This window comes from Gloeobacter kilaueensis JS1 (assembly GCF_000484535.1).
GTDB classification, from domain to species: Bacteria; Cyanobacteriota; Cyanobacteriia; order Gloeobacterales; family Gloeobacteraceae; genus Gloeobacter; species Gloeobacter kilaueensis.
This window is the reverse complement of record NC_022600.1, coordinates 218,209-238,050: the sequence shown is the minus strand read 5'-3', so window position 1 is coordinate 238,050 and position 19,842 is coordinate 218,209. Positions and strand designations below refer to the sequence as shown.

At 58.9% G+C, this 19,842-nt stretch carries 18 protein-coding genes and 1 tRNA gene; 7 read left to right on the top strand and 12 right to left on the bottom strand.

Annotated elements, in window-relative coordinates; translation table 11 throughout:
• Nucleotides 1–63: 63 nt before the first annotated feature.
• From GKIL_RS01010 to GKIL_RS00995, 5 genes are all read left to right on the top strand, one after another.
• Nucleotides 64–1,191, top strand: a complete 1,128-nt coding sequence (locus GKIL_RS01010) for a nuclease-related domain-containing protein (protein WP_023171464.1) — start codon at nucleotides 64–66, stop codon at nucleotides 1,189–1,191.
• Between the two features lie 37 nt (nucleotides 1,192–1,228).
• On the top strand, nucleotides 1,229–2,071 hold the full coding sequence (locus GKIL_RS01005) for a DUF6671 family protein (protein WP_023171463.1): 843 nt from the start codon (nucleotides 1,229–1,231) through the stop codon (nucleotides 2,069–2,071).
• Nucleotides 2,072–2,177: 106 nt separating this feature from the next.
• Nucleotides 2,178–2,435, top strand: a complete 258-nt coding sequence (locus GKIL_RS24415; RefSeq protein ID WP_144080288.1) for a hypothetical protein — start codon at nucleotides 2,178–2,180, stop codon at nucleotides 2,433–2,435.
• Nucleotides 2,374–2,691: a hypothetical protein gene (locus tag GKIL_RS25115; protein WP_041243639.1), complete on the top strand. Its 318-nt coding sequence runs from the start codon at nucleotides 2,374–2,376 to the stop codon at nucleotides 2,689–2,691. Before GKIL_RS24415 ends, GKIL_RS25115 begins: the two co-directional genes overlap by 62 nt.
• A gap of 184 nt (nucleotides 2,692–2,875) precedes the next feature.
• Complete coding sequence (locus GKIL_RS00995) at nucleotides 2,876–4,333, top strand: Fic family protein (RefSeq protein WP_023171461.1); 1,458 nt, start codon at nucleotides 2,876–2,878, stop codon at nucleotides 4,331–4,333.
• A gap of 40 nt (nucleotides 4,334–4,373) precedes the next feature.
• Here the strand turns inward: GKIL_RS00995 and GKIL_RS25810 are convergent, their stop codons facing one another.
• The 7 genes from GKIL_RS25810 to psbO form a co-directional block, all read right to left on the bottom strand.
• Nucleotides 4,374–4,562 (bottom strand): transposase, encoded by a 189-nt coding sequence (locus GKIL_RS25810; protein WP_071824769.1) that lies wholly within the window; start codon nucleotides 4,560–4,562, stop codon nucleotides 4,374–4,376.
• 200 nt (nucleotides 4,563–4,762) lie between these two features.
• A complete protein-coding gene (locus GKIL_RS24410; RefSeq protein ID WP_023171460.1) occupies nucleotides 4,763–6,997 on the bottom strand; it encodes an aromatic acid exporter family protein in 2,235 nt (744 codons plus the stop codon).
• Between the two features lie 252 nt (nucleotides 6,998–7,249).
• Nucleotides 7,250–8,767, bottom strand: coding sequence for an NHLP bacteriocin system secretion protein (locus GKIL_RS00985; protein WP_071824768.1), 1,518 nt, complete (start codon nucleotides 8,765–8,767; stop codon nucleotides 7,250–7,252).
• Between the two features lie 289 nt (nucleotides 8,768–9,056).
• Nucleotides 9,057–9,130, bottom strand: a tRNA-Pro gene (locus tag GKIL_RS00980).
• A gap of 34 nt (nucleotides 9,131–9,164) precedes the next feature.
• The gene (locus GKIL_RS00975) at nucleotides 9,165–11,504 is read right to left on the bottom strand and encodes an HD family phosphohydrolase (protein ID WP_023171457.1); all 2,340 of its coding nucleotides are present in this window, start codon (nucleotides 11,502–11,504) and stop codon (nucleotides 9,165–9,167) included.
• Between the two features lie 77 nt (nucleotides 11,505–11,581).
• Complete coding sequence (locus GKIL_RS00970; protein WP_023171456.1) at nucleotides 11,582–12,571, bottom strand: beta-ketoacyl-ACP synthase III; 990 nt, start codon at nucleotides 12,569–12,571, stop codon at nucleotides 11,582–11,584.
• 115 nt (nucleotides 12,572–12,686) lie between these two features.
• Nucleotides 12,687–13,460, bottom strand: coding sequence for a photosystem II manganese-stabilizing polypeptide (gene psbO, locus GKIL_RS00965; RefSeq protein WP_023171455.1), 774 nt, complete (start codon nucleotides 13,458–13,460; stop codon nucleotides 12,687–12,689).
• A 185-nt stretch (nucleotides 13,461–13,645) separates the two neighbouring features.
• Between psbO and truB the strand changes: the two genes are divergently transcribed.
• Nucleotides 13,646–14,551, top strand: a complete 906-nt coding sequence (gene truB, locus GKIL_RS00960; RefSeq protein WP_023171454.1) for a tRNA pseudouridine(55) synthase TruB — start codon at nucleotides 13,646–13,648, stop codon at nucleotides 14,549–14,551.
• A gap of 19 nt (nucleotides 14,552–14,570) precedes the next feature.
• Here truB and GKIL_RS00955 read toward each other — a convergent pair whose 3' ends face one another.
• Genes GKIL_RS00955 through GKIL_RS00945 form a run of 3 tightly spaced genes read right to left on the bottom strand, consistent with a single transcriptional unit; the run spans nucleotide 14,571 to nucleotide 16,139 of the window.
• Complete coding sequence (locus GKIL_RS00955; RefSeq protein WP_041243637.1) at nucleotides 14,571–15,284, bottom strand: Uma2 family endonuclease; 714 nt, start codon at nucleotides 15,282–15,284, stop codon at nucleotides 14,571–14,573.
• Nucleotides 15,285–15,337: 53 nt separating this feature from the next.
• The gene (locus tag GKIL_RS00950; protein WP_023171452.1) at nucleotides 15,338–15,823 is read right to left on the bottom strand and encodes a PAAR domain-containing protein; all 486 of its coding nucleotides are present in this window, start codon (nucleotides 15,821–15,823) and stop codon (nucleotides 15,338–15,340) included.
• Complete coding sequence (locus GKIL_RS00945) at nucleotides 15,813–16,139, bottom strand: hypothetical protein (protein WP_023171451.1); 327 nt, start codon at nucleotides 16,137–16,139, stop codon at nucleotides 15,813–15,815. Before GKIL_RS00945 ends, GKIL_RS00950 begins: the two co-directional genes overlap by 11 nt.
• Before the next feature lie 94 nt (nucleotides 16,140–16,233).
• Here GKIL_RS00945 and GKIL_RS00940 point away from each other — a divergent pair, with 94 nt between their 5' ends.
• A complete protein-coding gene (locus tag GKIL_RS00940) occupies nucleotides 16,234–16,833 on the top strand; it encodes a phycobiliprotein lyase (RefSeq protein ID WP_023171450.1) in 600 nt (199 codons plus the stop codon).
• On the opposite strand, the gene GKIL_RS00935 is transcribed toward GKIL_RS00940, so the two are convergent.
• The gene (locus GKIL_RS00935) at nucleotides 16,830–17,702 is read right to left on the bottom strand and encodes a mechanosensitive ion channel family protein (RefSeq protein ID WP_023171449.1); all 873 of its coding nucleotides are present in this window, start codon (nucleotides 17,700–17,702) and stop codon (nucleotides 16,830–16,832) included. The genes GKIL_RS00940 and GKIL_RS00935 overlap by 4 nt on opposite strands.
• Nucleotides 17,703–17,779: 77 nt before the next feature.
• On the bottom strand, nucleotides 17,780–19,762 hold the full coding sequence (locus tag GKIL_RS00930) for a ribonuclease catalytic domain-containing protein (RefSeq protein ID WP_023171448.1): 1,983 nt from the start codon (nucleotides 19,760–19,762) through the stop codon (nucleotides 17,780–17,782).
• Nucleotides 19,763–19,842: the final 80 nt, after the last annotated feature.

The following is a 19,842-nucleotide window of genomic DNA, read 5'->3' as shown; positions in this document are numbered from 1 at the left end:
GAGGCAGAGTTCAAGACGAGCAGTGCAGATGCTGCTGGATCGCACGCACGCAAGGTAGGAGCGATGCTGAGGCGCTTCGTTGGGCGATTGCGCGACGTTCTGGGGCAGTCGCTGGTTGCTCTGGCCCGCTTTTCGATGGCACTGGTCTTTCTGGCAGCCATCCTGTCGCTGTACGGCGGATTGTTGCTCTGGATTGCCGGGTGGTTTCAGGCGGTCTACCTCAAGGAGTGGGGGGCACTGGCCTGGCAGGGCGGTACGCGCATCAGCGCTTTGCTGCTGAATTTGAATGGTTTTTATACCTTTCCCTCCGGCTTCAGGTTGCCGCTTGCTCCGCTGGCAGGGGGGGTATTTCTCCTCGGTGTAGGGGCGACGCTGCTGCAGCCCTCGAAGCTCTTTTTGCGGTTGTATCTCTTAAATCTGGGTGGAGCAGCCTTGATCGCTGCCACCGCTGGGGGGATTCGTTTGTTTTTGAAAACCGCCGTCCCGCCGCTGCCCGTCGCCTACCTCTACCTGACTGTGGTGGGGCTAGTGCTGGCGGTCTGTCTTCTGGGAGGTCCGTTTGAATGGTTTCAAGAGGCATATCGCTGGCAGTGGAAAACCGTCGCGATTAAAAATCCGGCCTGGCGGCCTGACAACCGTAACCGCGAACAGGTCCGCCTTGAGCACCGGGTGAGCAATCCCGATCCCTACGATGCCCAGGTTGGCAGGTTGCTCGTGAGCCAGCTCACCGTCGAGGGCATTCTACTGACCGGCGTGAGCGTTCCTTACAAGAACGACATCCTGCGCCTGGACAATGTGCTGCTGTGCGACCGGGGCGTCTTTGTGATCGAGGGCAAAAGCTACACCGGTACGATCGAGGGCAATCTCAACAATGTCTGGCGCACCAGCACCGGCGATCCGATCAAATCCAGCCGTGGCAACAATCCACTCCAGCAGTGCGACGCTCAGGTGCTGGCCCTCAAGAACTTTTTTGCCAAACAGGGCTTCGAGGTTTTTATCAAGGGCATTGTGCTCTTTCCCGACCGGGCCCGCTTTGCGATCGAAGGCGCTGGCGTCGATGTTCTGGCCTACAGCACCGCTGTGCCTGTATTTCACGAGCAGCAACTGATCGAGGCGATCAACACGTTCAGGCCACCTGGCAGATCGCTTTCAAGAGCGCAGTTAACGCGCATGGCCGATGCAATCTTGTGACATAAACTGGGTTCTGGACGACTTGCGGCGCGCAGCGATGGGCCACGATCAGAACCTCTTCAAAGACAGGCTGGCGGTGCTCGCCACGATGCATCGCAAGGAGCAGGTCATCCAGCCAATCCTCAAGCAAGAGCTGGGCATCGACGTCGTCGTGCCTCCGGACTTCGACACCGATTGGCTGGGAACGTTCACCCGCGAAGTCAACCGCCCCGGCTCGCAGCGGGAGACCGCCCGCCTCAAAGCGCAAAAAGCCCTGACAGTCACGGGCGCAACGCTGGCGGTGGCGAGCGAGGGGAGCTTTGGCCCCCATCCGGAGTGCCCGTTTCTCGCGGCCAATCTCGAGATGGTGCTGCTATTGGACGCCGAGAACAGCATCGAGATCGTGGGCGAGTCTTTGACGACGCAGACCAACTACGCCCAGCAGGAAATCACAAGCCTCAAAGAAGCGCTGCTGTTTGCGAACAAAGCGGGTTTCCCAGAGCATGGCCTGGTCGTCTTCGGTGAATCTGAGTGCGTCAAGGGCATCGTCGAGACAGAGCATCTGCTGACAGTACTCCAGCAGAAACTGCAGCGCAGGATCAAGGTGCGCCTGGAGACAGACATGCGGGCACTCTACAATCCGACGCGCATGGCCAACATTGCCCAGGCCACCCACGATCTGATCGCAAAGGTCCGCTCCTGCTGCCCGCGCTGCGGTCTGCCGGGCTTTAGGGTTGTCCGCAGGCGGCAGGGGCTGCCCTGCGAGTGGTGCCTCACGCCGACCGGGCTGCTTTTAACTGACATTTATGGCTGTAAAGGCTGTGGTTTCGAGCAGGAAGAACACTTTCCGGGAGGCCAGGAATTTGCTCAACCGATGCATTGCCCGGTCTGTAATCCCTGAGGACAGACGGTGGGCAGCGCTCATCGTAGAAAAATCTGGGGTTCTCATCGGATAGTGCTCCTGGTCTGCCTCCAAATTTTTGGACCAACTTGTAGGGAGCAGACCAGTGAGCAGCGGGACAGGAAGTCGGCCAGCAGGACCGGGCAGATCCGAATCGACGGTGGCGAGCACCGCGAAGACGGCGACCGTCAACAGCTGGGAGACGACGAGTAGCGGGCCGGGGGCCGGCGGCCAGATCCAGGGCAGCGACGTGGACGAGCTGCAGCGTCGATCAAAATCCGCTTCGATCATGACAGCGAAAGATGATGAGCAGAGCGACGGGGGCAATCTGGCTGGCCACGCGTGCGCAGGACGAGCAGGGTGAGCAGCTCAAGGGTAGGCGTGATCGCCCGGTGGTGCCGGTAGCAAGCAGGCAGACTGCGGCGGGGGGCGGGAAGCGGGCCAGGGACCGACGAATAGGCCGGAGGCCGCTACCGGCGGCGAGCACCACCAGCATGGCGATCGTGATCGACTCCAACCATAGCGGCGCGCACTCCGACAATGGGAACGGTCACCACCAGGAAGACAGCGAGGAGCGGCACGCAGACTGCTACACATCGTCTGGGTGTCGTTGGGGCTAACGACCCTGGGCAGTGGTGAGAAAGGGTGAGCGCTTCGACCCGGAGCATGGGAGGACGTGCCTGGCTGGGTAGTGGCCCGCTATCAGAGTTGAGAAGCCCGTTTGACTTCCAATACCGTACCTTCGCTACTTATGAGCCATGATGCAGGAGTGCCGACCGGAACGGCGCAGCTGTTATAAGCACAATGAATGAGGCAGAACTGCAGCAAGTGCTAGTGCGCGGCGAAGATAGCTGCCAGCAATTTAAGCGCGATATTACCAATGCTGACAGTGTAGCCGCCGAACTCGCTGCCCTTGCTAACAGTGGCGGCGGTCAGGTGTTTATCGGCGTGGCCGATGACGGCAGCATCACAGGATTAGATGCCGCAGCGGTGCGGCGAATAAACCAGTTGCTCAGCAACGCCGCTAGTCAGAATGTACGCCCGTCCGTACATCCGCTGACCGAGAACATACAGACGGCGAAGCATGGCATCGTAATTGTGATGACGGTACCTGATGGCCTAAACAAACCCTACATGGACTTGCAAGGGCGGGTGTGGGTGAAGAACGGGTCTGACAAACGGCACGTGACGGCCCATGAGGAACTTCAACGTATATTCCAGCGTGCCGGGCTGGTTTATGCCGACGTGGTACCGGTTGCCGGCAGTTCGGCGGCGGACATTGACGAGAGGGTATTCCAAACCTATCTGAGCAGCCGCTCTGGCCAAAGCACGGAATTCACCAGGCAGACGCTGGAGCAGGTGCTGCAAAACCTCAGTCTGGGCAACGGGCATGAGCTGAACCTGGCCGGGTTGCTGCTGTTCGGCAAGCACCCGCAACGCTACCGTCCGGCTTTTGAAGTGAAGGCCGTGGCCTTCCCCGGCACAGTGCTGCACGATACGCACTACTTGGACAACGAAGACATCGATGGCACGCTGCTGGAGCAATACCGGCGCAGCTTTGCCTTCATCCGCCGCAACCTGCATCATGTGCAGGGCAAGCGGGGCTTCAACACATCGGGGCAGTTGGAAATCCCGGAACAGGCGCTGGAAGAGTTGCTGGTCAACGCGCTGATCCACCGTGACTATTTCACCAGCGCCTCGATCCGCTTGATGATATTTGCCGACCGGGTGGAAATCATCAGTCCCGGCCACTTGCCCGACAGCTTGAATACTGAAGCTATTCGCCATGGAGCCGCTAACCGCCGCAACCCGACGCTCACCGGACACGCTGTACACATTCTGCCTTATCGCGGGCTGGGTACGGGCATCCCCCGCGCCTTGCATGACTGGCCTGCAATTGAACTGATTGACGATGTGGCCGCCAACCAATTCCGTGTGGTCATTCAGCGGTTAACATCCAAGAACCCCATCGGGGAAGTCACCCCCGAAGTCACCCCCGAAGTCACCCCCGAAGTCACCCCCGAAGTAGCTAGGCTCTTGTCCGTATTGAATGGCGAAATGAGTCGGAGGGAAATCATGGCTGTACTCGGGCTAAAAGACGAAAAGCACTTTCGTAAGAACTATCAACAGGGAGCAGTGACTACGGGATTAGTGGAAATGACCATCCCCAATAGCCCAAACAGCCGCTTGCAGAAATATCGGCTCACGTCGGCTGGCAAGGCGTATGCCGCACAGCAGAAATCAAAAGAGGGCTTAGCATGACCCATTCATTACATCCTGAATGATGCTGCCCCTGTCTAGCTCATGGGATACGCAACGAGCGGCAGAGGGCGGTCTGCCTGATACCGGGGTCTTGAGCGACCTGGGAGACTGATTTGTCGGATTCGAGAGCGATCCGGATGGCCTGTTGTTTTTGTTCGTCGGTGTATTGCTGATGAGATTTAGGTGGTATGGACTCCTCCTCGGTTCCAAGTCTACTAAGGGTAGCCACGAAACTCGGGCAATCTCACCTCCTTGGGTGCATTATCCGTTATGCATCTTAGACTGAATTTCTATGGTAATCTCTCTGGGTGGTGTTCTACCTATCTAGAATCCAACCCATCCTAATGAGCCCAAAATTTGGCGGTTTGCTGCCTTCCCGAAGAGTGATGCTTTGATACGAAGTAGTTGGACACCATTCAATATCCTTCTTTAGTAGACCGGCAACGTATGGCTGATTTGGTTCAGATTACTGGCGATCGCTTTCATCGTCATAAAGGCTGAACTGAACGCGATTAATTGCTCCAGGGGATAGCTGCGACTTTCAACCCGTTGACTCAAAAGCTGCTGTTCAATCGACTCAATTTTCTGGACTAAGGATGCTGTCTGAGAAGATTGTAGGAGCATTGGAGCCGTAATCATTGCCGATAGTTGATCAAACGCATTGACCGTTTGTTGGGCGATCGCCTGGAGTTCTGATGAATACTGTTGTCGAATTGCATCTGGCATCGGTTGTTGCAACTCATCTGCCAACGTTCCCAGTTGGGCAAAAAGCGTTTGTTCGCAACCCAGCAAGAAGTTCCACAGATTTTTATGCCTGGTCGCCAATCCACCTGAACCTTCCTCAAGACCCGCGATCTTTAAACCCATTGGATGTTGGGCAAGCGTCTTTGCAAGGGTTGCTTTTAGTTGAGTGGTTTCTGGGGATGGGGTTACACCTTGAAGATACGTTGTCAACAGAGACTGGTACAGTTGTCCAAGTTGCTTAAAGGTTTGAGCAAAACTCTTTTCTAATTCATTGGCAGCAGAGCCACCCATGAACACGGTTGTAATCAATAAGGCAATCAACACGCCACAGGGAATGGCAATTGCCACCGCTGCCAGTCCCTGATAAAAGAAAGGGAAAATGTCTTTTGAGAGCCAATCGGCTGCAATAATGGCACCCACGCGAGCAATCGGGGTAAATCCCAGTGTGGCACAGCAAACATAAATGAAAAAGTAAACCACACAGGCAGTGATGGGATTATAGCCAAAGGAAATCCCCAGGAGATAGATCAAGAAAAGGCTGAGCCAAAAACCAATGACGGCAACCAGACTGAGCGCGATCGCCCGTCCCCGTGTCGGTTGAACGAGTGTTATAACTAGGGCAACAGTAATCACTTTAGACGCTTGCTCATAGGCAGAAGGATAGGGAAAATCGATATGGTGAATAATCGCGATTATCATACCGATCGCCATGCCCAAACCCACAATTTCAATCACTCGCCTCATCGATATAGGCGTGCGCTTCGGAAAGGTCAATAATTTCCTTCGCTGATGGTGGGTAGCAACAGTCTGTTTATGGAGGAGTCGATTTTGCAACGATCGCAACCCCTGGATAAATTGGGTGAGAAGCTGGAGCGATTGAAAGAATTGCAATGTTTCGGCGGTGCTGTATTGGCTAATTTCTCCAGTGGAGCGCAGGTGATTGAGTTTATCTTTGATAATGGCTAAGTCTTGCTCCAGATCAGCAAGAGCGTCATCAGAATCATGGGATGTATTGGCGATCGTGCTTAAGCGATTGCAGCTTTCTGTCAGATGCTGAGCAAACTGATTCAGTTCAGTCCTAAACTGACGCGTTAATGTTTGCTGATCTTGATCAGCCAGCGCCAACATATCTCCCAACTGCCGAGAAAGTTGATTTTGACTTGCCAAGATAGCACTCCAATTCTCCTCATCCAATCTCTGACTCTGAAATTCAGATGCTGCTTTTGTTAAAGTCGCAAGGCTGGCTTGAGTGGATTTTGTCAGCTGGTTGAGCAGAGAGGACAGCGGCAGGTCGGCGGGAAGAACGGGAGAATGATTGTTTTCCGTACTCTTCAACTGGAGAGGCATGGCATACTGATTCACGATGCCTTGAAACAAACGGGGTACACTTTGCAAAAATTGTTTCAAGTTTTTGTTTAACTCAGTGCGCGTATCCTGCCGCCAAAACAATAGTGCTACGGCAATTCCGACAGCAACACCAATCGAGTTATCAATGAGACGCGATTTTAGATACAACCATATATCTTGCTGATCGGATGTGCCAACGGCTCTCATTGCAATCAGCGTTCCAATCAATGTTGCTTGAGAATAGGCTGCCTGCCAGCGATAGGTTTCACAAATGAAAGCAGATAGGATGTAGGTGATTGATGGAATGATAAACAAGCCTGAACCATAGAGACCAAAGGAATTCAGTAAGATAGCAGCGATGAATCCCCCCAGGGCACTGCCGCCAACCCGCCCCAAGCCTGCAATAATTGCGCCTCCAGCGGCAGGTTCAATCAGGACAGAGACATAGCCAAAAGTAGGATAAACATAGTTATCCAGTACATCTCCCCGATGCCAAAAGAAGCTCCCTAGCAGAGCAGCACCGAGGGAAAATTTCAGTCCCTGTTTGATTATCAGTGAGCGTTGAGTATCCAAACCTTACTCATTGATAGCGCGTTCAATGGAATATATAAGCAGTGCGAAAAATGTGACTAACCAGAACCAAAGCTGGGGCGGTTCACTAAAAACCATCAAGATAAACACGATCGCGCCGGCAACCACCCACCACTTCAGCCACCAAACCCACCATCTTGTGCGTCTTTTAGAATATTGCATGGTTGTGAGGCTCCAATAAAAAAATGAGTTGCGCGTTACCACTTTGAGAGAAACCCGGTTTCTGCGTAAGTCTTAGTGTCCGTATACGCCTGTAATCCAACGAAAAGCGGGTGTTAAGTAACTGAAGAGCGATCGCTCCTCAGTCACAGCCTGGACATCAGCAGTGGTTCCATCTGTAATCGCCCTGGGTGCTCCTTTGCCTTCAGTCCACTTAAAACCACTGGGAACATGAGGGTCAGTTTGGAGTTCCAGGATGACCTTCGTAACACTCGCGTTGATGGGCTGGGGCTTATCGCGATCGTCCTTATCTCGTCCTAATAACAGCTTCTCTGCAAGATCCTGGCTGCCTACCAAACTGGATAATTCATATGCAGTGACTGGATTTTGAGCCACTTGGACGACCTTTGCAACGATGCCGCCATACCGTTCGCGATCGTACAGATCTGGAATCACTTCTACTGCCATTCCGGTTGTTAATTGCTTGGCATCGCCTACTTTGAACAGCGCCACTACATTCACTTTGGCGTTGGCGTTTTCGACTGCCAACCTGCCAATGCGACCACTGGGAAGCAATACTTCCCCTGGATTGACCGAAATTTCCTCCACTTTGCCATTGTAAAGACTGACAACCCGGCTACTGGCACGAATTCTAGCTTGTAAGGTGTTGATGTCTCGTTGCTGGTCGGCAATCGCGTTATACCGAACAACATCACTAATAGTATCTTGAAGGTCTACGCCGCGCTTCTCGGTCGCCAATGCCCGATTCGCTGCCCGCAGAGTTTGCATCTGTGCCCTCAAACTCTCATCCTCTCCTTTGAGGCGAGCGAGCTCCACTTGTGTCTGATTCACCGAATTGGCAACTTCCTGCTGACTGAATTGAAAGAAATAAGACTGGAAGCCGATCCGAGGAACCGCACCCTCTTTTGCCAGATTGTCGTATGCGGACAATCTCTCGCTTGTGGACGTTTTAAAGTCACGCAGGTACTTGAGGTGGTCGAGATACGCTTCTCGCTGGCTCTGATTGCTTGCCAGTTGCACGCGCAGCGATTCAACCTGATACAAGTTTGCCTGACTCTTCTGTTCTACAGCGCTTGAATTAAGTTGACTGCGATTTGTTTGAACCGAGCCAATTTGACGATTCTGGGCTTTGAGGTCTGTGAGGCGATCGCGCTTGTCCTGTAATTCGGTTTCCAGTTCAGGAAACTCCATTGTTGCCAATACCTGTCCTTTCTTAACCGCATCACCCGGTCGAATATTCAACGCCAATACCCGACCCCCTTCACGCGGTTGGATTGCAACACTGGAGCGAGGAATCAAAATTGCTGCCCGTCCTTCAGCCCGATTGGGGATTTTGCCGAACACTCCCCAAAGCGCAAAGGCAATTAATAACACGCCAACTGGGACTAACCGGAGTCTAATTTCCCGGTTCTTTTCAATTGTGTTTGGCTCTTGCAGCCCTGTTTCAGGCGAATACGTTTCTCCAGACTGATCAAATTTGCGCTTATCCTGAGGTCCTACGGTGGATTCTGGATTCTGTGTATCCGGTTGTGCGGCTATCTGACCCTTGCTTGCTGTATCAGGTGATTCCATATCTTAGCCCTTTCGCCAGAAACTGCTTCCGGTCAAATTACGCTAGAAAAATCCTACAACGTATTATCGACGGTGATGTGTATATAATCGGTTTGTGGACATACAACCTCCGGACCCAAATTTGGTGAACCGGACCCAAACCGGACCCAATTGCTCCCAAAGATACCCCGAAATACCTTCAAAATCTCTGCCTCCGGAGCCAAAGTCCCGGCCCAAAGAGCGACATCCTGGCAAGGTGGAATACCTCAAAAGTCGCTATAGAAGCAGGCTTGAGCTGTTACGGTTGCTATCGGGATGACAGGATTCGAACCTGCGACCTCTTCGTCCCGAACGAAGCGCGCTACCAAACTGCGCTACATCCCGTTGCGCTTAACCAGACTATCACAGCCCTCCTCAGCTAGCGCCGGGCGACCTGGTACTCGGGGGTCTTGGGGCTGGCGGACGGATAGCGGATGCGCTGGTGGTTCTGTTCTTTCCAGACTTTGACAAAGATGCGGGCGATCTGGGGCAGTTCTTCTTCTTTGAGGCCAGAATCTTTGAGCTGGCCCTCGCGCCAGCGGGCCGCCAGGATGCGCTGGACCATCGCGACCGCTTCACCCTCGGTGACATCCTTTAATGAGCGCAGGGCCGCCTCGCAGGCGTCGGCGAGCATGACCAGGCCCGTCTCCCGGCTCTGGGGAATCGGGCCGGGGTAGCGGAAATCTTCTTCGCGAATGTTGTCGGAGCCGACCAGTTCACAAGCCTGGTGATGGAAGTAAGCGATCTGGATGGTGCCCTGGTGCTCGGGGATAAAGTTTTGAATGACCTGGGGCAGGCCGTAGCGGCGGGCCAGCTTCAGGCCGTCGGTGACGTGATCGCGGATGATCGCCGCCGAGCGCCAGGGATCGTCGAGCTGCAGGTGGGGGTTCGGCAGCCCCATCTGGTTTTCGATGAAGTAGCGGGGGCGGACCATCTTGCCGATGTCGTGGTAGAGCGTACCGGCCCGGACCAGATCGGCGTTGTCTCCCAGGCATTGGGCGGCAGCCTCCGCCAGGTTGGCGACGAACAGGGTGTGCTGGAAGGTGCCGGGAGCTTCGGTGGCGAGGCGCTTTAGAAGAGGCCGGTTGGGATTGGCCAGCTCCGAGAGGCGAACGGAGGTGATCACATCGAATAGCCGCTCCAGGTAGGGGCTCGCCCCCAGGGCGACGATGCTGCAGACAAGACCGCCGCCTGCCATCTCAAGGGTGTGAACGAAGAGTTCTCCCCACTCGAAGCCATTGCTAAATACAACCGTGAGCAGGGCGTAGACCGCTCCCTGCACGGCGGCGGCGAAGACGCCCAAAAAAGCCATCTCCTCGCGCGAGCGCAGACGACCAACCAGCAGAGCGGCCACCAGCCCACCGATAAAGACGGGCAAAAAGATCGTAAAAGGAATCTTCAAGCCATACCAGAAGGGCACCGCCAGCGCCAGCAGCGCGAGGCTGCCCCGCTTTGAACCGTAGAAGTTGCCCAGCCACAGACCGGCGGCAATGAAGGGCAAAAAACCGCCCCAGCCCCAGCTGTCGCCGATGATGACCCCGATGCCCGAGGTAAATAGAGCGATCACCAGGGTGAGCAGGTAGTCCCTGCGGCAGAGGCAGGCTTTGCCCAGCCGCCTGTCGATGATTAAAAAGGCCGCAAAGGCGACCGCCTCGATCGCCACCAGCAGCAGCAGTTCCAGCCAGTTCACGCCGCGCTGGGTAAGCTGGAGCCGATCGAGAATATCGAACCAGCGCGGGGTGATCATCTCGCCTTTTTTGAGCAGCACCTGGCCTTTTTGGATGTGGAGGCGCACGGTCGGGACGTTTTCGGCGGTGCGCTCGGCCTGCTGGAACGATTCGAGCCTGTCCACTTTTAAGTTGGGCGTGAGCACCGAGAGCACCAGATCGGTAGCCAGTCGGCGCTGCAGGACGTTGAAGCTGGTGGGCAATTGAGCCATCACTCCCGACTCGCGCAAGGGCTGCGGCAGGCCGGGGATGACACCCATCGCAAGCAGGCGGCGGGTCACCAGTTGTACCTGCTGGGTAACCTGCTTCCATTGATCGGGGCTGAGGTCGAGCAGGCGGTCCTGGTAGACCAGCGGAGCGGTGCGCAGGCGGGCAATTGCCTGGCCGTAGGCGAGCCGGGCCCGCTCGATGCGCTCGATGAGGGCAGCAAAACCGTCGCTGTTGCCAGCGCGGTTTTTGTTCAAATTTCCAAAGATCTGGCGCTCGATGGGCGTCAGGCCGCTGAGCTGAGCCGGGGGGGTAGGGCTGCCGATAAGCTGCTTGATCTGCAGCCAGGTGGCCTGGGGCATCGCCCGCAGGTAGCGCTGGGCTTCGCTCGCGAGAATACCGGTGTCGATGTAGGGCAGGCTACCGGCGGTGGCAAAGATCTGGTCGCCCTCGGTCAACAGGTCGTCGAGGCTGTCGTGGACCTGGGCCTCGATCTGGGGATCGAGCGAGTAAATCTGTACGGCATTGCGGCGCGCATCGAGTCTGGCCTTCTCGGTCTCCAGGCGGTCCTCGACATCCATCGTCTTAGGAGCGAGCAGCGTGTAGCCGATGCGCTTGCCGATCGCCAGCTGCGGCTCTCTATAAAAGCGCAGGCCCAGCAAACTCGTCAAAAGCACAATAGCCAGCACAAACCAGACGGGCGCATCGAGCAGCGGCTGCAGCAAAGCTGGCCGTTTGCCCGCAGCGCGCCGGGACGACGCAGCAACCGGAAGCGAACTACTCATCGCCGGTCACTGCCGCCTGCTTTTTGCAATTGCTTCTTCTGGCCATCGTGCTCTGCCTTTTGCAGCTGTTGTGGTGTCTACAGCCGTCCCCAACGTGCGAGCAACACTCCCCAACTCAAACCGGCACCGAAGCCTACCATTACTACCATATCTCCTGTCTGCAGTCGCCCGTCGCCGGCCCATTCAGCCAGAATCAACGGCACCGAGGCGCTCGAAGTGTTGCCGTAGCGTTCGAGGTTGCTGGCCATCCGCGTGGAGGGAACGTGCAGGCGGTTGGCGACAGCATCGAGGATGCGCTGGTTGGCCTGGTGCAGAAAGTAGCCTCTGACGCTCTGGGCACTGACAGCGCTCTGGGTGAGGGTCTTTTCGATCAGATCCGGCAGCGCCTCGACGGCGAAGCGGTAGACCTCCCGGCCATTCATTGTAATGGATGTGTAGCGCGAGCGCGTCGCCCGCAGGCCGTCCACCAGCTCGACCGGTTCCTGGGCGCAGTCGATGGTCAGATGCCGGGAGCGCGCCCCGTCGGAGCGCAATTCAAAACCGAGGATGCCTTCAGCCTCCCCCGCCTCGATGAGTGCCGCCCCCGCACCGTCGCCAAACAGAATGCAGCTACCCCGGTCGCTCCAGTCGGTAAAGCGAGAGAGGGCGTCCGCTGCCACGACGAGCACGGTGCGGTAGGTACCGGCCCGGACGAACTGGCTGGCAGTGGCCAGGGCAAAGACAAAACCCGAGCAGGCGGCGCTCAGATCGAAGGCGGCGGCGCGCACTGCCCCCAGTTCGCTCTGCAGTTGGGCGGCAGAACCAAAGAGATCTTCGGGTGTGGAGGTGGCGAGAATCAGCAGTTCGACGTCGAGGGCAGAGCGCCCGGCCTGGGCGAGCGCTTCACTGGCAGCCTGGACGGCGAGCTGGACGAGGGACTGGCCAGGGGCAAGGAGGCGGCGCTCGCGAATGCCGGTGCGGGTGTTGATCCACTCATCCGAGGTCTCCACCAGTCGGCTGAGGTGATCGTTGGTGAGGACCTGGGCAGGCACAGCCCCGCCCACACCTGTTATCTGTACTCCAGGCAAGCGTCTTCTCCGTCCAACATCTTTTCGATCATACGATTAGTGGCGGCTGGATTCGGCAAAAAAGAAGAGAGCCCGACCGGGCCGGGCTCGTTTAAGCAAGGTTTTATTGCTTGCCCTAACTGGTCTTCTTGGGCTTGAAGGTGCCGATAAAGCGGCCCTCCACCTCCAGCTCGCCCGGCACGATCGCCAGACCCGAGTCCTGGGTGCTCTTGAAGGTACCGGCAATTTCGCCTGTCTCGGAGTTGATGCTCTCGATACTCAGGGTCATCTCGCCCTTGCCGACTTTGCGGGCGCGGGACTCCTCGGTGCCCTTCTCGAACTGCTCGCCGCCGGTGGCGTAGCTCCCTTGAGAACTTTCGTAGCCCGCGTCGGTGCCCCGGCCCCGCGCGTCGGTGTACCCGAGGCCGCGCAGGGGCGGTACGACCAGATCCCCTTTGAAGTCGGTGGAAGTATCGACCACGTCGCGGGCTGCCCCTGAGGTGGCGTCAAGGCCGCTGGTGCTGAAATTAAAGGCGATCCGCTCGGTGCCCGGTGCCTGGGTTGTCATCTGAAAAGTGTTGCGGCCACCGGTGACCTGCAGGGTCGGCTTGCCGGAGGCATCCTTGCTCAAATCGGCAATCACCGGCCCGAGGGGTGCGGTCTGGCCCCAGATAATTTTGATCGGACGGCCCTCGTAGGCGGCCTTCTCGGGCTGGAAGCACAGATCGTAGGACCGGCGCACCTCGCCGGCCTTCAGTTCGAGCGGTGCCCGGTTTCCTTCGGGCTTTTTACACTGGATGGTGTTGCCAAACTGGGTCGCCGTGGCACCGGGCGTGCGATCCGAGGAGCATCCCGCCAGCGAGACGATGCCGAGAGCGGCCAACCCCAACAGTAGTACTGAGTGCCTCATCCAATAATCCTCCCCGCTGGTACGGTCCAAGGGCGTGCAGTGCGTTGAAAGTTTGCTAAATATTGCAAATGGTTGCAATGGCTCTCATATTCTAAAGCACTGATCCCCGTTGAGCAACCAAATTGTTTGGCAGTGCCTGGGCGGGCCGGGATGTAATAAAGAAGCGGTTTGAGCAGGGGAGGCCGATGGGCAGGCGATCAAAAAGCAGTGGTCTGGAGGGGTTTTTGAACCTCGACAAACCGGCGGGCTGGACCTCGCACGATTGTATCGCCAGGTTGCGCCGGATCCTGGGCGAGCCGCGCATCGGCCACGGCGGCACCCTCGATCCGGCGGCCACCGGGGTACTGCCGGTAGCGGTGGGACGGGCGACGCGGCTGTTGCGCTTTCTGGCCGATCGCAAGGGCTACCGGGCGACGATTCGCCTGGGGCTCACCACCGACACCGACGATCTGGAGGGCCGCATCCTCACCGAGGCGAGTGCCGGAGCGATTGCCTTCGACGAGGTACGCTCGCAACTGGCGCGCTTTGAAGGAACGATCCAGCAGGTGCCGCCGCGCTACAGCGCCATTCGCCAGCAGGGGGTTCACCTTTACGATCTGGCCCGGCGGGGAGCGGCGATCGAGGCGATTGCGCCGCGCACCGTCGAGATCGATGAACTCAAGATTCTGGGCTGGCAGCCGGGCGAACGGGCGGAACTCACCGTCGAAGTGCTCTGCTCCGCCGGTACCTATATTCGTTCGATCGCCCGCGATCTGGGGGCGGCCCTCGGCTGCGGGGCTGCCCTCGCTCACCTGATCCGTATCCGCAGTGGGCGCTTTTGGATCGAGCAGAGCCTTCCACTCGATCAGGTAGAGCCGCAGTTTAGCGCCGGTAGATTGCCGATGATCGAGGCAGCGGCAGCCCTCGATCATCTGGAGATCGTGCGCCTGCCGCCGGAGGAAGCTGCCCGCTGGCAGTTGGGCCAGAAGATCGCAGCACCAGGGCCGGAGGCAGCCGTCCAGGTGCAGGCGGCGACGGGGCAATTTCTCGGAGTCGCCTGCCGCCAGGAGGGACTTTTGCGGCCCGAGGTCGTCTTTGGGCCGCCCCGTTAGAGTAGACAGGCTTTGAGCACTACTCGCCTGGGCTGTCTGGATCGATGCCCAACTGCCGCAGGCGTTCTGCCAGCCTCTCCGCCCGCTGCCGTTCTTGCTCGGCCCGCTGTCGTTCTTGCTCGGCGCGCTGCCGTTCTTGCTCGGCCCGCTGTCGTTCTTGCTCGGCGCGCTCGGCCAGCACCTGAAAGCTCTCGAAGGGCTGACCGTCCGGACGCAAGATCTGCAATTCGCCTCCACCGGTGAGCAGGAAGTGAATACCGAGGCGCGGGCTCACCCAGCCTTCGACCGTTTCGAGCGGGACCAGACCTTCGTCCTGCCGGATAAAACCATCGAGGCTGCCGCGATCCGGGTCGTAGAGGTAGTATTCTTCGACGCCGTAGCGCTCGTAAAACTGAAACTTGCGGGTCATCTCGGGGATCGTGTTGCCGGGGGAGATAACTTCAATGACAACCTGGGGAGGAATATTGCCTTCGAGCCATTGCCGGTAGCTGCCCCGGCGGCCCTTCGCTCGTCCGAAGGCCACGAGGACGTCGGGAGCCTGACAGAGTTTGTCTTTGCCCTCGATCGGGTACCAGAGCAGATCTCCGGCAACGAACACAGCCGGATCGGCGGCAAAGAGCCATTCGAGATTTTCTTTGAGGTAGACAATCCAGCGAAATTGCTCGGTGTTGTCCGCCATGGGCCGACCGTCGGACTCAGGATAGGTGATCGAATCGTTTAGAAGCATCAGCAACAGCCCGCGCTTCGACCATTATCCTAGAAGCCCGCGAGACATTTGTCCAGGTCTTAGCCGCCGATGAGGACGGTGAAGCAGCCCATGACGATCTTGTTGACGGAGAGGGTTTCCTGGATCGTGTCGCCCAGGCGGCAGGCGGGCAGGTTGTTGTGAAAGACCGTCTGGCTGCCGTCGATGACCACTCCTGTGCCGTGGGGGATGACGACGTAGGGCGTGGCGCAGGCGTGGATGTCGGCGGTAAAGCTCGCGATGAGCCTGGCAACTTTGAGGGCCGAGTCTTTGATCGTCTCCTCCAGGTGCAGTTGCGCCGCCGGACCCGCAGGCGTTCCGGCAGCGGCGGTTGCCTTCGCCGTCGCCTTGCCGATGTCCTTGACACCCTGCTGAAAGGTATCGAGCAGGGCAGCCACCTGGGCGGCACCGATCCCCCGCCAGGCTGGCAGTCCCCCGATCAAGATGTTGGGGCTGCCGGGACCCGGAGCAAGCGGCCCCCCGTGGGCGGTCATGTCCGTCAGCCGGGCGGCGGGTCTACCGGTCATGGCCACAGCCTCCGGCGACAGGAGCTTTCGACGCCTCCGCTTCGAGGCAACGGACCAGCGCCCGGTAGAGCGGTTCGATCGTGCCCGCCACCGGAGGAGCGGCCTGCGCCTCCGGTTGGGCGGGCTCAAAGTCGGACGTACACTGGGTCATCACGAAGCGGGCATTGAGGCGCAGATCCCGTTCGGACCACAGCCGGACGTTCCCCTGAGCGTCTAGAGCCAGGTGCAGGCCGCGCAGCCACAGGTGCGCTTCGTCGTTCTTGTTCTCAAAATGCAGGTTCCGCAGGAGAAACCATAGCAACCGGAGGAGATGCATCGTATTGCTCCTTGTTTACAGCCGGTGTTACTGCTGTAGGAGCCGGCAACGGGTTTTATGCGCAACCGCCGGGCCCTTCGTTGCCCCCGATATAATGAGAAACGTCGTCAACCGCCAGGACGGAGAACCGATGCCCAAGGATGTGATGGACTTTTTTCGCGCCAGTGCGGGCCGCTGGTTCTCGCAGCGCAACAGCCACCACCCTGCCGGGCGGCGATTCGAGGGCGGACGCTCCGAACTGGAGATCACCCCTCTGGCACCAGAAGATGGCCGGGTGGCCGAGATCTGCCGTCTGTACCGCTTTGAAGCTGCCGGGGTTGCCGGGGCGGTGCTGGTGGAGTGGAAGGGCACGATCGACCGCGACAGCAAAACCCACACCGGCAGGACGATCCTGGTCGTCGTGCCGGACGCTCAAGATCCAGCTCAGGGCAGCATCTTGCAGGATAAGCCCGCTACCGAGCCGCTGCCTGCGCGCTATCGCGTCGGCGACGACGATGTGCTTACTTTGAGCACTACGAGCAACCAGGGCGAGTCGGAGGAACGGCTCTGGTTTGCCAGCCCCAACCTGCGCCTGCGCACAGCGATCGTCCGCTATCCGGACGGCACGCGGGTGACGACTTTTTGCTCGGAGGTGCGCCGGGCGGAGGCGGCAGCTTCTAAGGGCGAACGCAGCCAGAGCCAGACAACCGATTAGACGCCCAGCCGCTCGCTGCCGTTTGACTGGCCATCGAAGACGACCCGCACGTCGCGCTGGGGAAAAGGAATCGAGATCGCGTGGGCGCGCAGGGCCGCCTCGACGGCAAAGTTGAGTTCGGAGCGCAGTCGTGGGATCAAGTTGGGCGCTTCGACCCAGACGAGCAATTCGAGGTTGATCGACGAGTCGCCGAAATTCACCAGCCAGACTTCTGGAGCAGGTTCTGGGAGCACCCCTTTTTGGGCGCGGGCGATGTCGAGCAGGATGTGTCTGGTTTTTTCGAGGTCGCTACCGTAGGCGACGCCCACCGGCAGGTGAATCCGGGTCTGGGGACGGCCCCGAGTCCAGTTGGTGACGCGGTTGCTGATAAATTCGCTGTTGGGCACGATGATCATGATGTTGTCGGGGGTGACGACCTCGGTGGAGCGCAGGCCGATGCGGGTGACATCGCCCACCGTCTCGCCCACCGTCACCCGATCGCCCACGGAGATAGGCCGCTCCAGCAGGATGATCATGCCCGAAATCAAGTTGGAGGCAATGTTCTGCAGGCCAAAGCCGATCCCGACGCCCAGCGCACTCGCCAGCACCACCAGGCCGCCGATGTCGATGCCCACAAAGCGCAGGGCGATGTAGAGCCCGGCGACGATAATCGCGACGTTGGCGAGCTGATCGAGGATGTTGGCGAGGGTCGCCTCCAGCCTGCCGTTGACCAGCCGCTGCACCAGCTTTCGCCCCTGGCGGGCGACAAAAAACGACAGCCAGGTTAGCAGGACAAATACCAGGATCGAGGTGAACGAAACAGCCGTTCCATTGACAGCAAACAGGGGCCGGGTAAAAAATTCGCTCACAGAACTGAAGGCCGTCGTCATGCTCCTCGATCGCTCTCTCCCGTCTCAGGCTAACAAGCGTCCGCCGCCTGGACTTCCCCCGCGAGCGGTAGAGCCTGTCAGCGCGCCTCTTTAAGCACCAGCAGATCCTGGCGCGGATCGACGTGGGTGATCTGCAAATCGACCATTTCGCCCCGCGAGACGGGCCGATCGAAGCGCACCGGCAGCCGGAGGGCAACATTTTCGAGCAGTACCAGGGCGCGCTGCGGATCGCCGCCCATGTAGTCGAGCACCAGGCCCGGCTGCAACTGTTGGCGGCGGTGGCGCAGGTACTCGTAGGTCCAGTAGCGGTCGCTGAGCCGTTCGATCTGGGTGACTTCGTAACCGGCGCTGTCGATCATCGCGAGCAGGTCCTTGAGGCTTTCGAGGCTGAGGGGAGGCGTCTCGCCGCGCAGGTGGGCCTTGATCTGGTAGTGGACCAGCAAGTCGGAGTAGCGGCGGATGGGCGAGGTGGCCTGCACGTAGGCATCGAGCCCCAACCCGCCGTGGCGGGCAGCGTAGACGCTCACCTCCGATCGCTGCATACAGCGGCAGATCGCAAATTCGCGCACCGGACCGGCGGGCAGGCGCATCAACTCGTCGGCTCCCGGCAGGTCGGGAGCCCCCTGGGTCCGAAAGGGTACAGCGATACCGGCATCGAGGGCCAGCCGGGCGGTCAGCTCACCGACCAGAATCATCATCTCGGAGACCAGCACGCGGGCAGCGGAGTCGCCCAAAATCTCGAGGTTGACCTGTTCGCCTTTGACTTTGACTTGGGCTTCGGGCAGCTCGATGGTGATCGCACCGTGGCCGTGGCGATAGTTGCGCCGCAGCAGGGCAATTTCGTGCAGGCGGGCGAGTACTGGCTCCTCGCCGCTGGCGATCAAAGGGTCGGCCTCGTCGTAGCTGACCGGATAGACCGTGCGCACCAGCGCGGGAGTCACCTCGAAGCTTTCGAGGGCTCCATCCGGAGCGATGACAGCACCGAAGCTCAGCGCACAGTTGATCTGGCCGGGCAACAGACTCATCGGTCCTGTCGCGAGCAGCGGGGGGAACATCGGGATGGCACCGGTGGGCAGGTAGACGCTGGTCGCCCGCCTTCTCGCTTCGAGATCGAGGGGGTCGCCCAGAAAAACCCAGCGGCTCGGATCCGCGATGTGAATCCAGACTTTTTCGCGCCCCCCTTCGAGGGGTTCGAGGCTGAGGCCATCGTCGATCTCGCGGGTAGATTCGTCGTCGATCGTATAGACGGCAAGCCTGCCAAAATCGCGGCGCTCGTCCCGGTCAGGCGGTGCTTTGGTAAGCACCCGCCGGGCATAGTCGAGCACCGCCTCGCTGAAGTGGACCGGAATATTCGAGCGGCGCAGGGCGAGATTTTCGTGGGCCGACCAGATCCCCAGGGCAATCAAAAGCGCCGTCGCTTCCTCCGGACGGGTGGCCCGGCCCAACTGCTGCAGCACATCCTGGGCGAGCGAGCGATCGGACGCTTCCTCGCCCCAGAGCCCGTAGCGCTCGAGGGCGTCGAGGCGCTGCTGGTCGCTTTTTTGCCAGCTGACGATTGCACCGCTCAGGGCAGCCTGGATGCGCTCAAGAAACTGGGCCTGCTCAAAAGCCCGGCGCTGCTCGATCGCCTGCTGGTGGCGCAACTCCTCGACCTGGAGAGGCGAACGCGGCTCGTAGCCCTCGCCTTTTTGTTTGAAGTAGAGCTTGTCGTCGGCCAGCAGGCGAAAGGCGGCGTAGCCGGCCACCGGGCCTTCACTACTAAAAAGCAACTGCGCCAGTTCTGCGGGCGTCACCAGCGCGTGGGTCTCGCGGAACAACTCCCAGGCCAGTTCGAGATCGGCCTGGGCGAGCAGGGCTTCGGCCTGGGCCTCGAAGGCCGGTAGTTCGCTGTTGCGGTAGGGCCCGCCCGCAACCGTGTAGGTAATCTGGCGGGGATGAACGGTCTGGATGTGGCCATTCGGCGTCTGCAGGTTGAAGTTCTTTTTACCGTCCGGGCCGCTGACCACCCCCAGGTGGCGGTTGCCGTGCAGACGAAATTCAACCAGGGTACCTTTGTCCACAAACCGAACTGCGAGTCGTACTGAACTACTGTATCCGGCGGCCCACTTTCCCCGGAAGCGATCGACGCAATTTGCAGCAA

Coding starts and splice junctions, on each gene's coding strand:
- GKIL_RS01010 (WP_023171464.1), top strand. CDS start 64: ATGCTGAGGCGCTTCGTTGGGCGATTGCGCGACGTTCTGGGGCAGTCG.
- GKIL_RS01005 (WP_023171463.1), top strand. CDS start 1,229: ATGGGCCACGATCAGAACCTCTTCAAAGACAGGCTGGCGGTGCTCGCC.
- GKIL_RS25115 (WP_041243639.1), top strand. CDS start 2,374: ATGATGAGCAGAGCGACGGGGGCAATCTGGCTGGCCACGCGTGCGCAG.
- GKIL_RS00995 (WP_023171461.1), top strand. CDS start 2,876: ATGAATGAGGCAGAACTGCAGCAAGTGCTAGTGCGCGGCGAAGATAGC.
- GKIL_RS00985 (WP_071824768.1), bottom strand. CDS start 8,767: ATGGAATCACCTGATACAGCAAGCAAGGGTCAGATAGCCGCACAACCG.
- GKIL_RS00975 (WP_023171457.1), bottom strand. CDS start 11,504: ATGAGTAGTTCGCTTCCGGTTGCTGCGTCGTCCCGGCGCGCTGCGGGC.
- psbO (WP_023171455.1), bottom strand. CDS start 13,460: ATGAGGCACTCAGTACTACTGTTGGGGTTGGCCGCTCTCGGCATCGTC.
- truB (WP_023171454.1), top strand. CDS start 13,646: ATGGGCAGGCGATCAAAAAGCAGTGGTCTGGAGGGGTTTTTGAACCTC.
- GKIL_RS00950 (WP_023171452.1), bottom strand. CDS start 15,823: ATGACCGGTAGACCCGCCGCCCGGCTGACGGACATGACCGCCCACGGG.
- GKIL_RS00945 (WP_023171451.1), bottom strand. CDS start 16,139: ATGCATCTCCTCCGGTTGCTATGGTTTCTCCTGCGGAACCTGCATTTT.
- GKIL_RS00940 (WP_023171450.1), top strand. CDS start 16,234: ATGAGAAACGTCGTCAACCGCCAGGACGGAGAACCGATGCCCAAGGAT.
- GKIL_RS00935 (WP_023171449.1), bottom strand. CDS start 17,702: ATGACGACGGCCTTCAGTTCTGTGAGCGAATTTTTTACCCGGCCCCTG.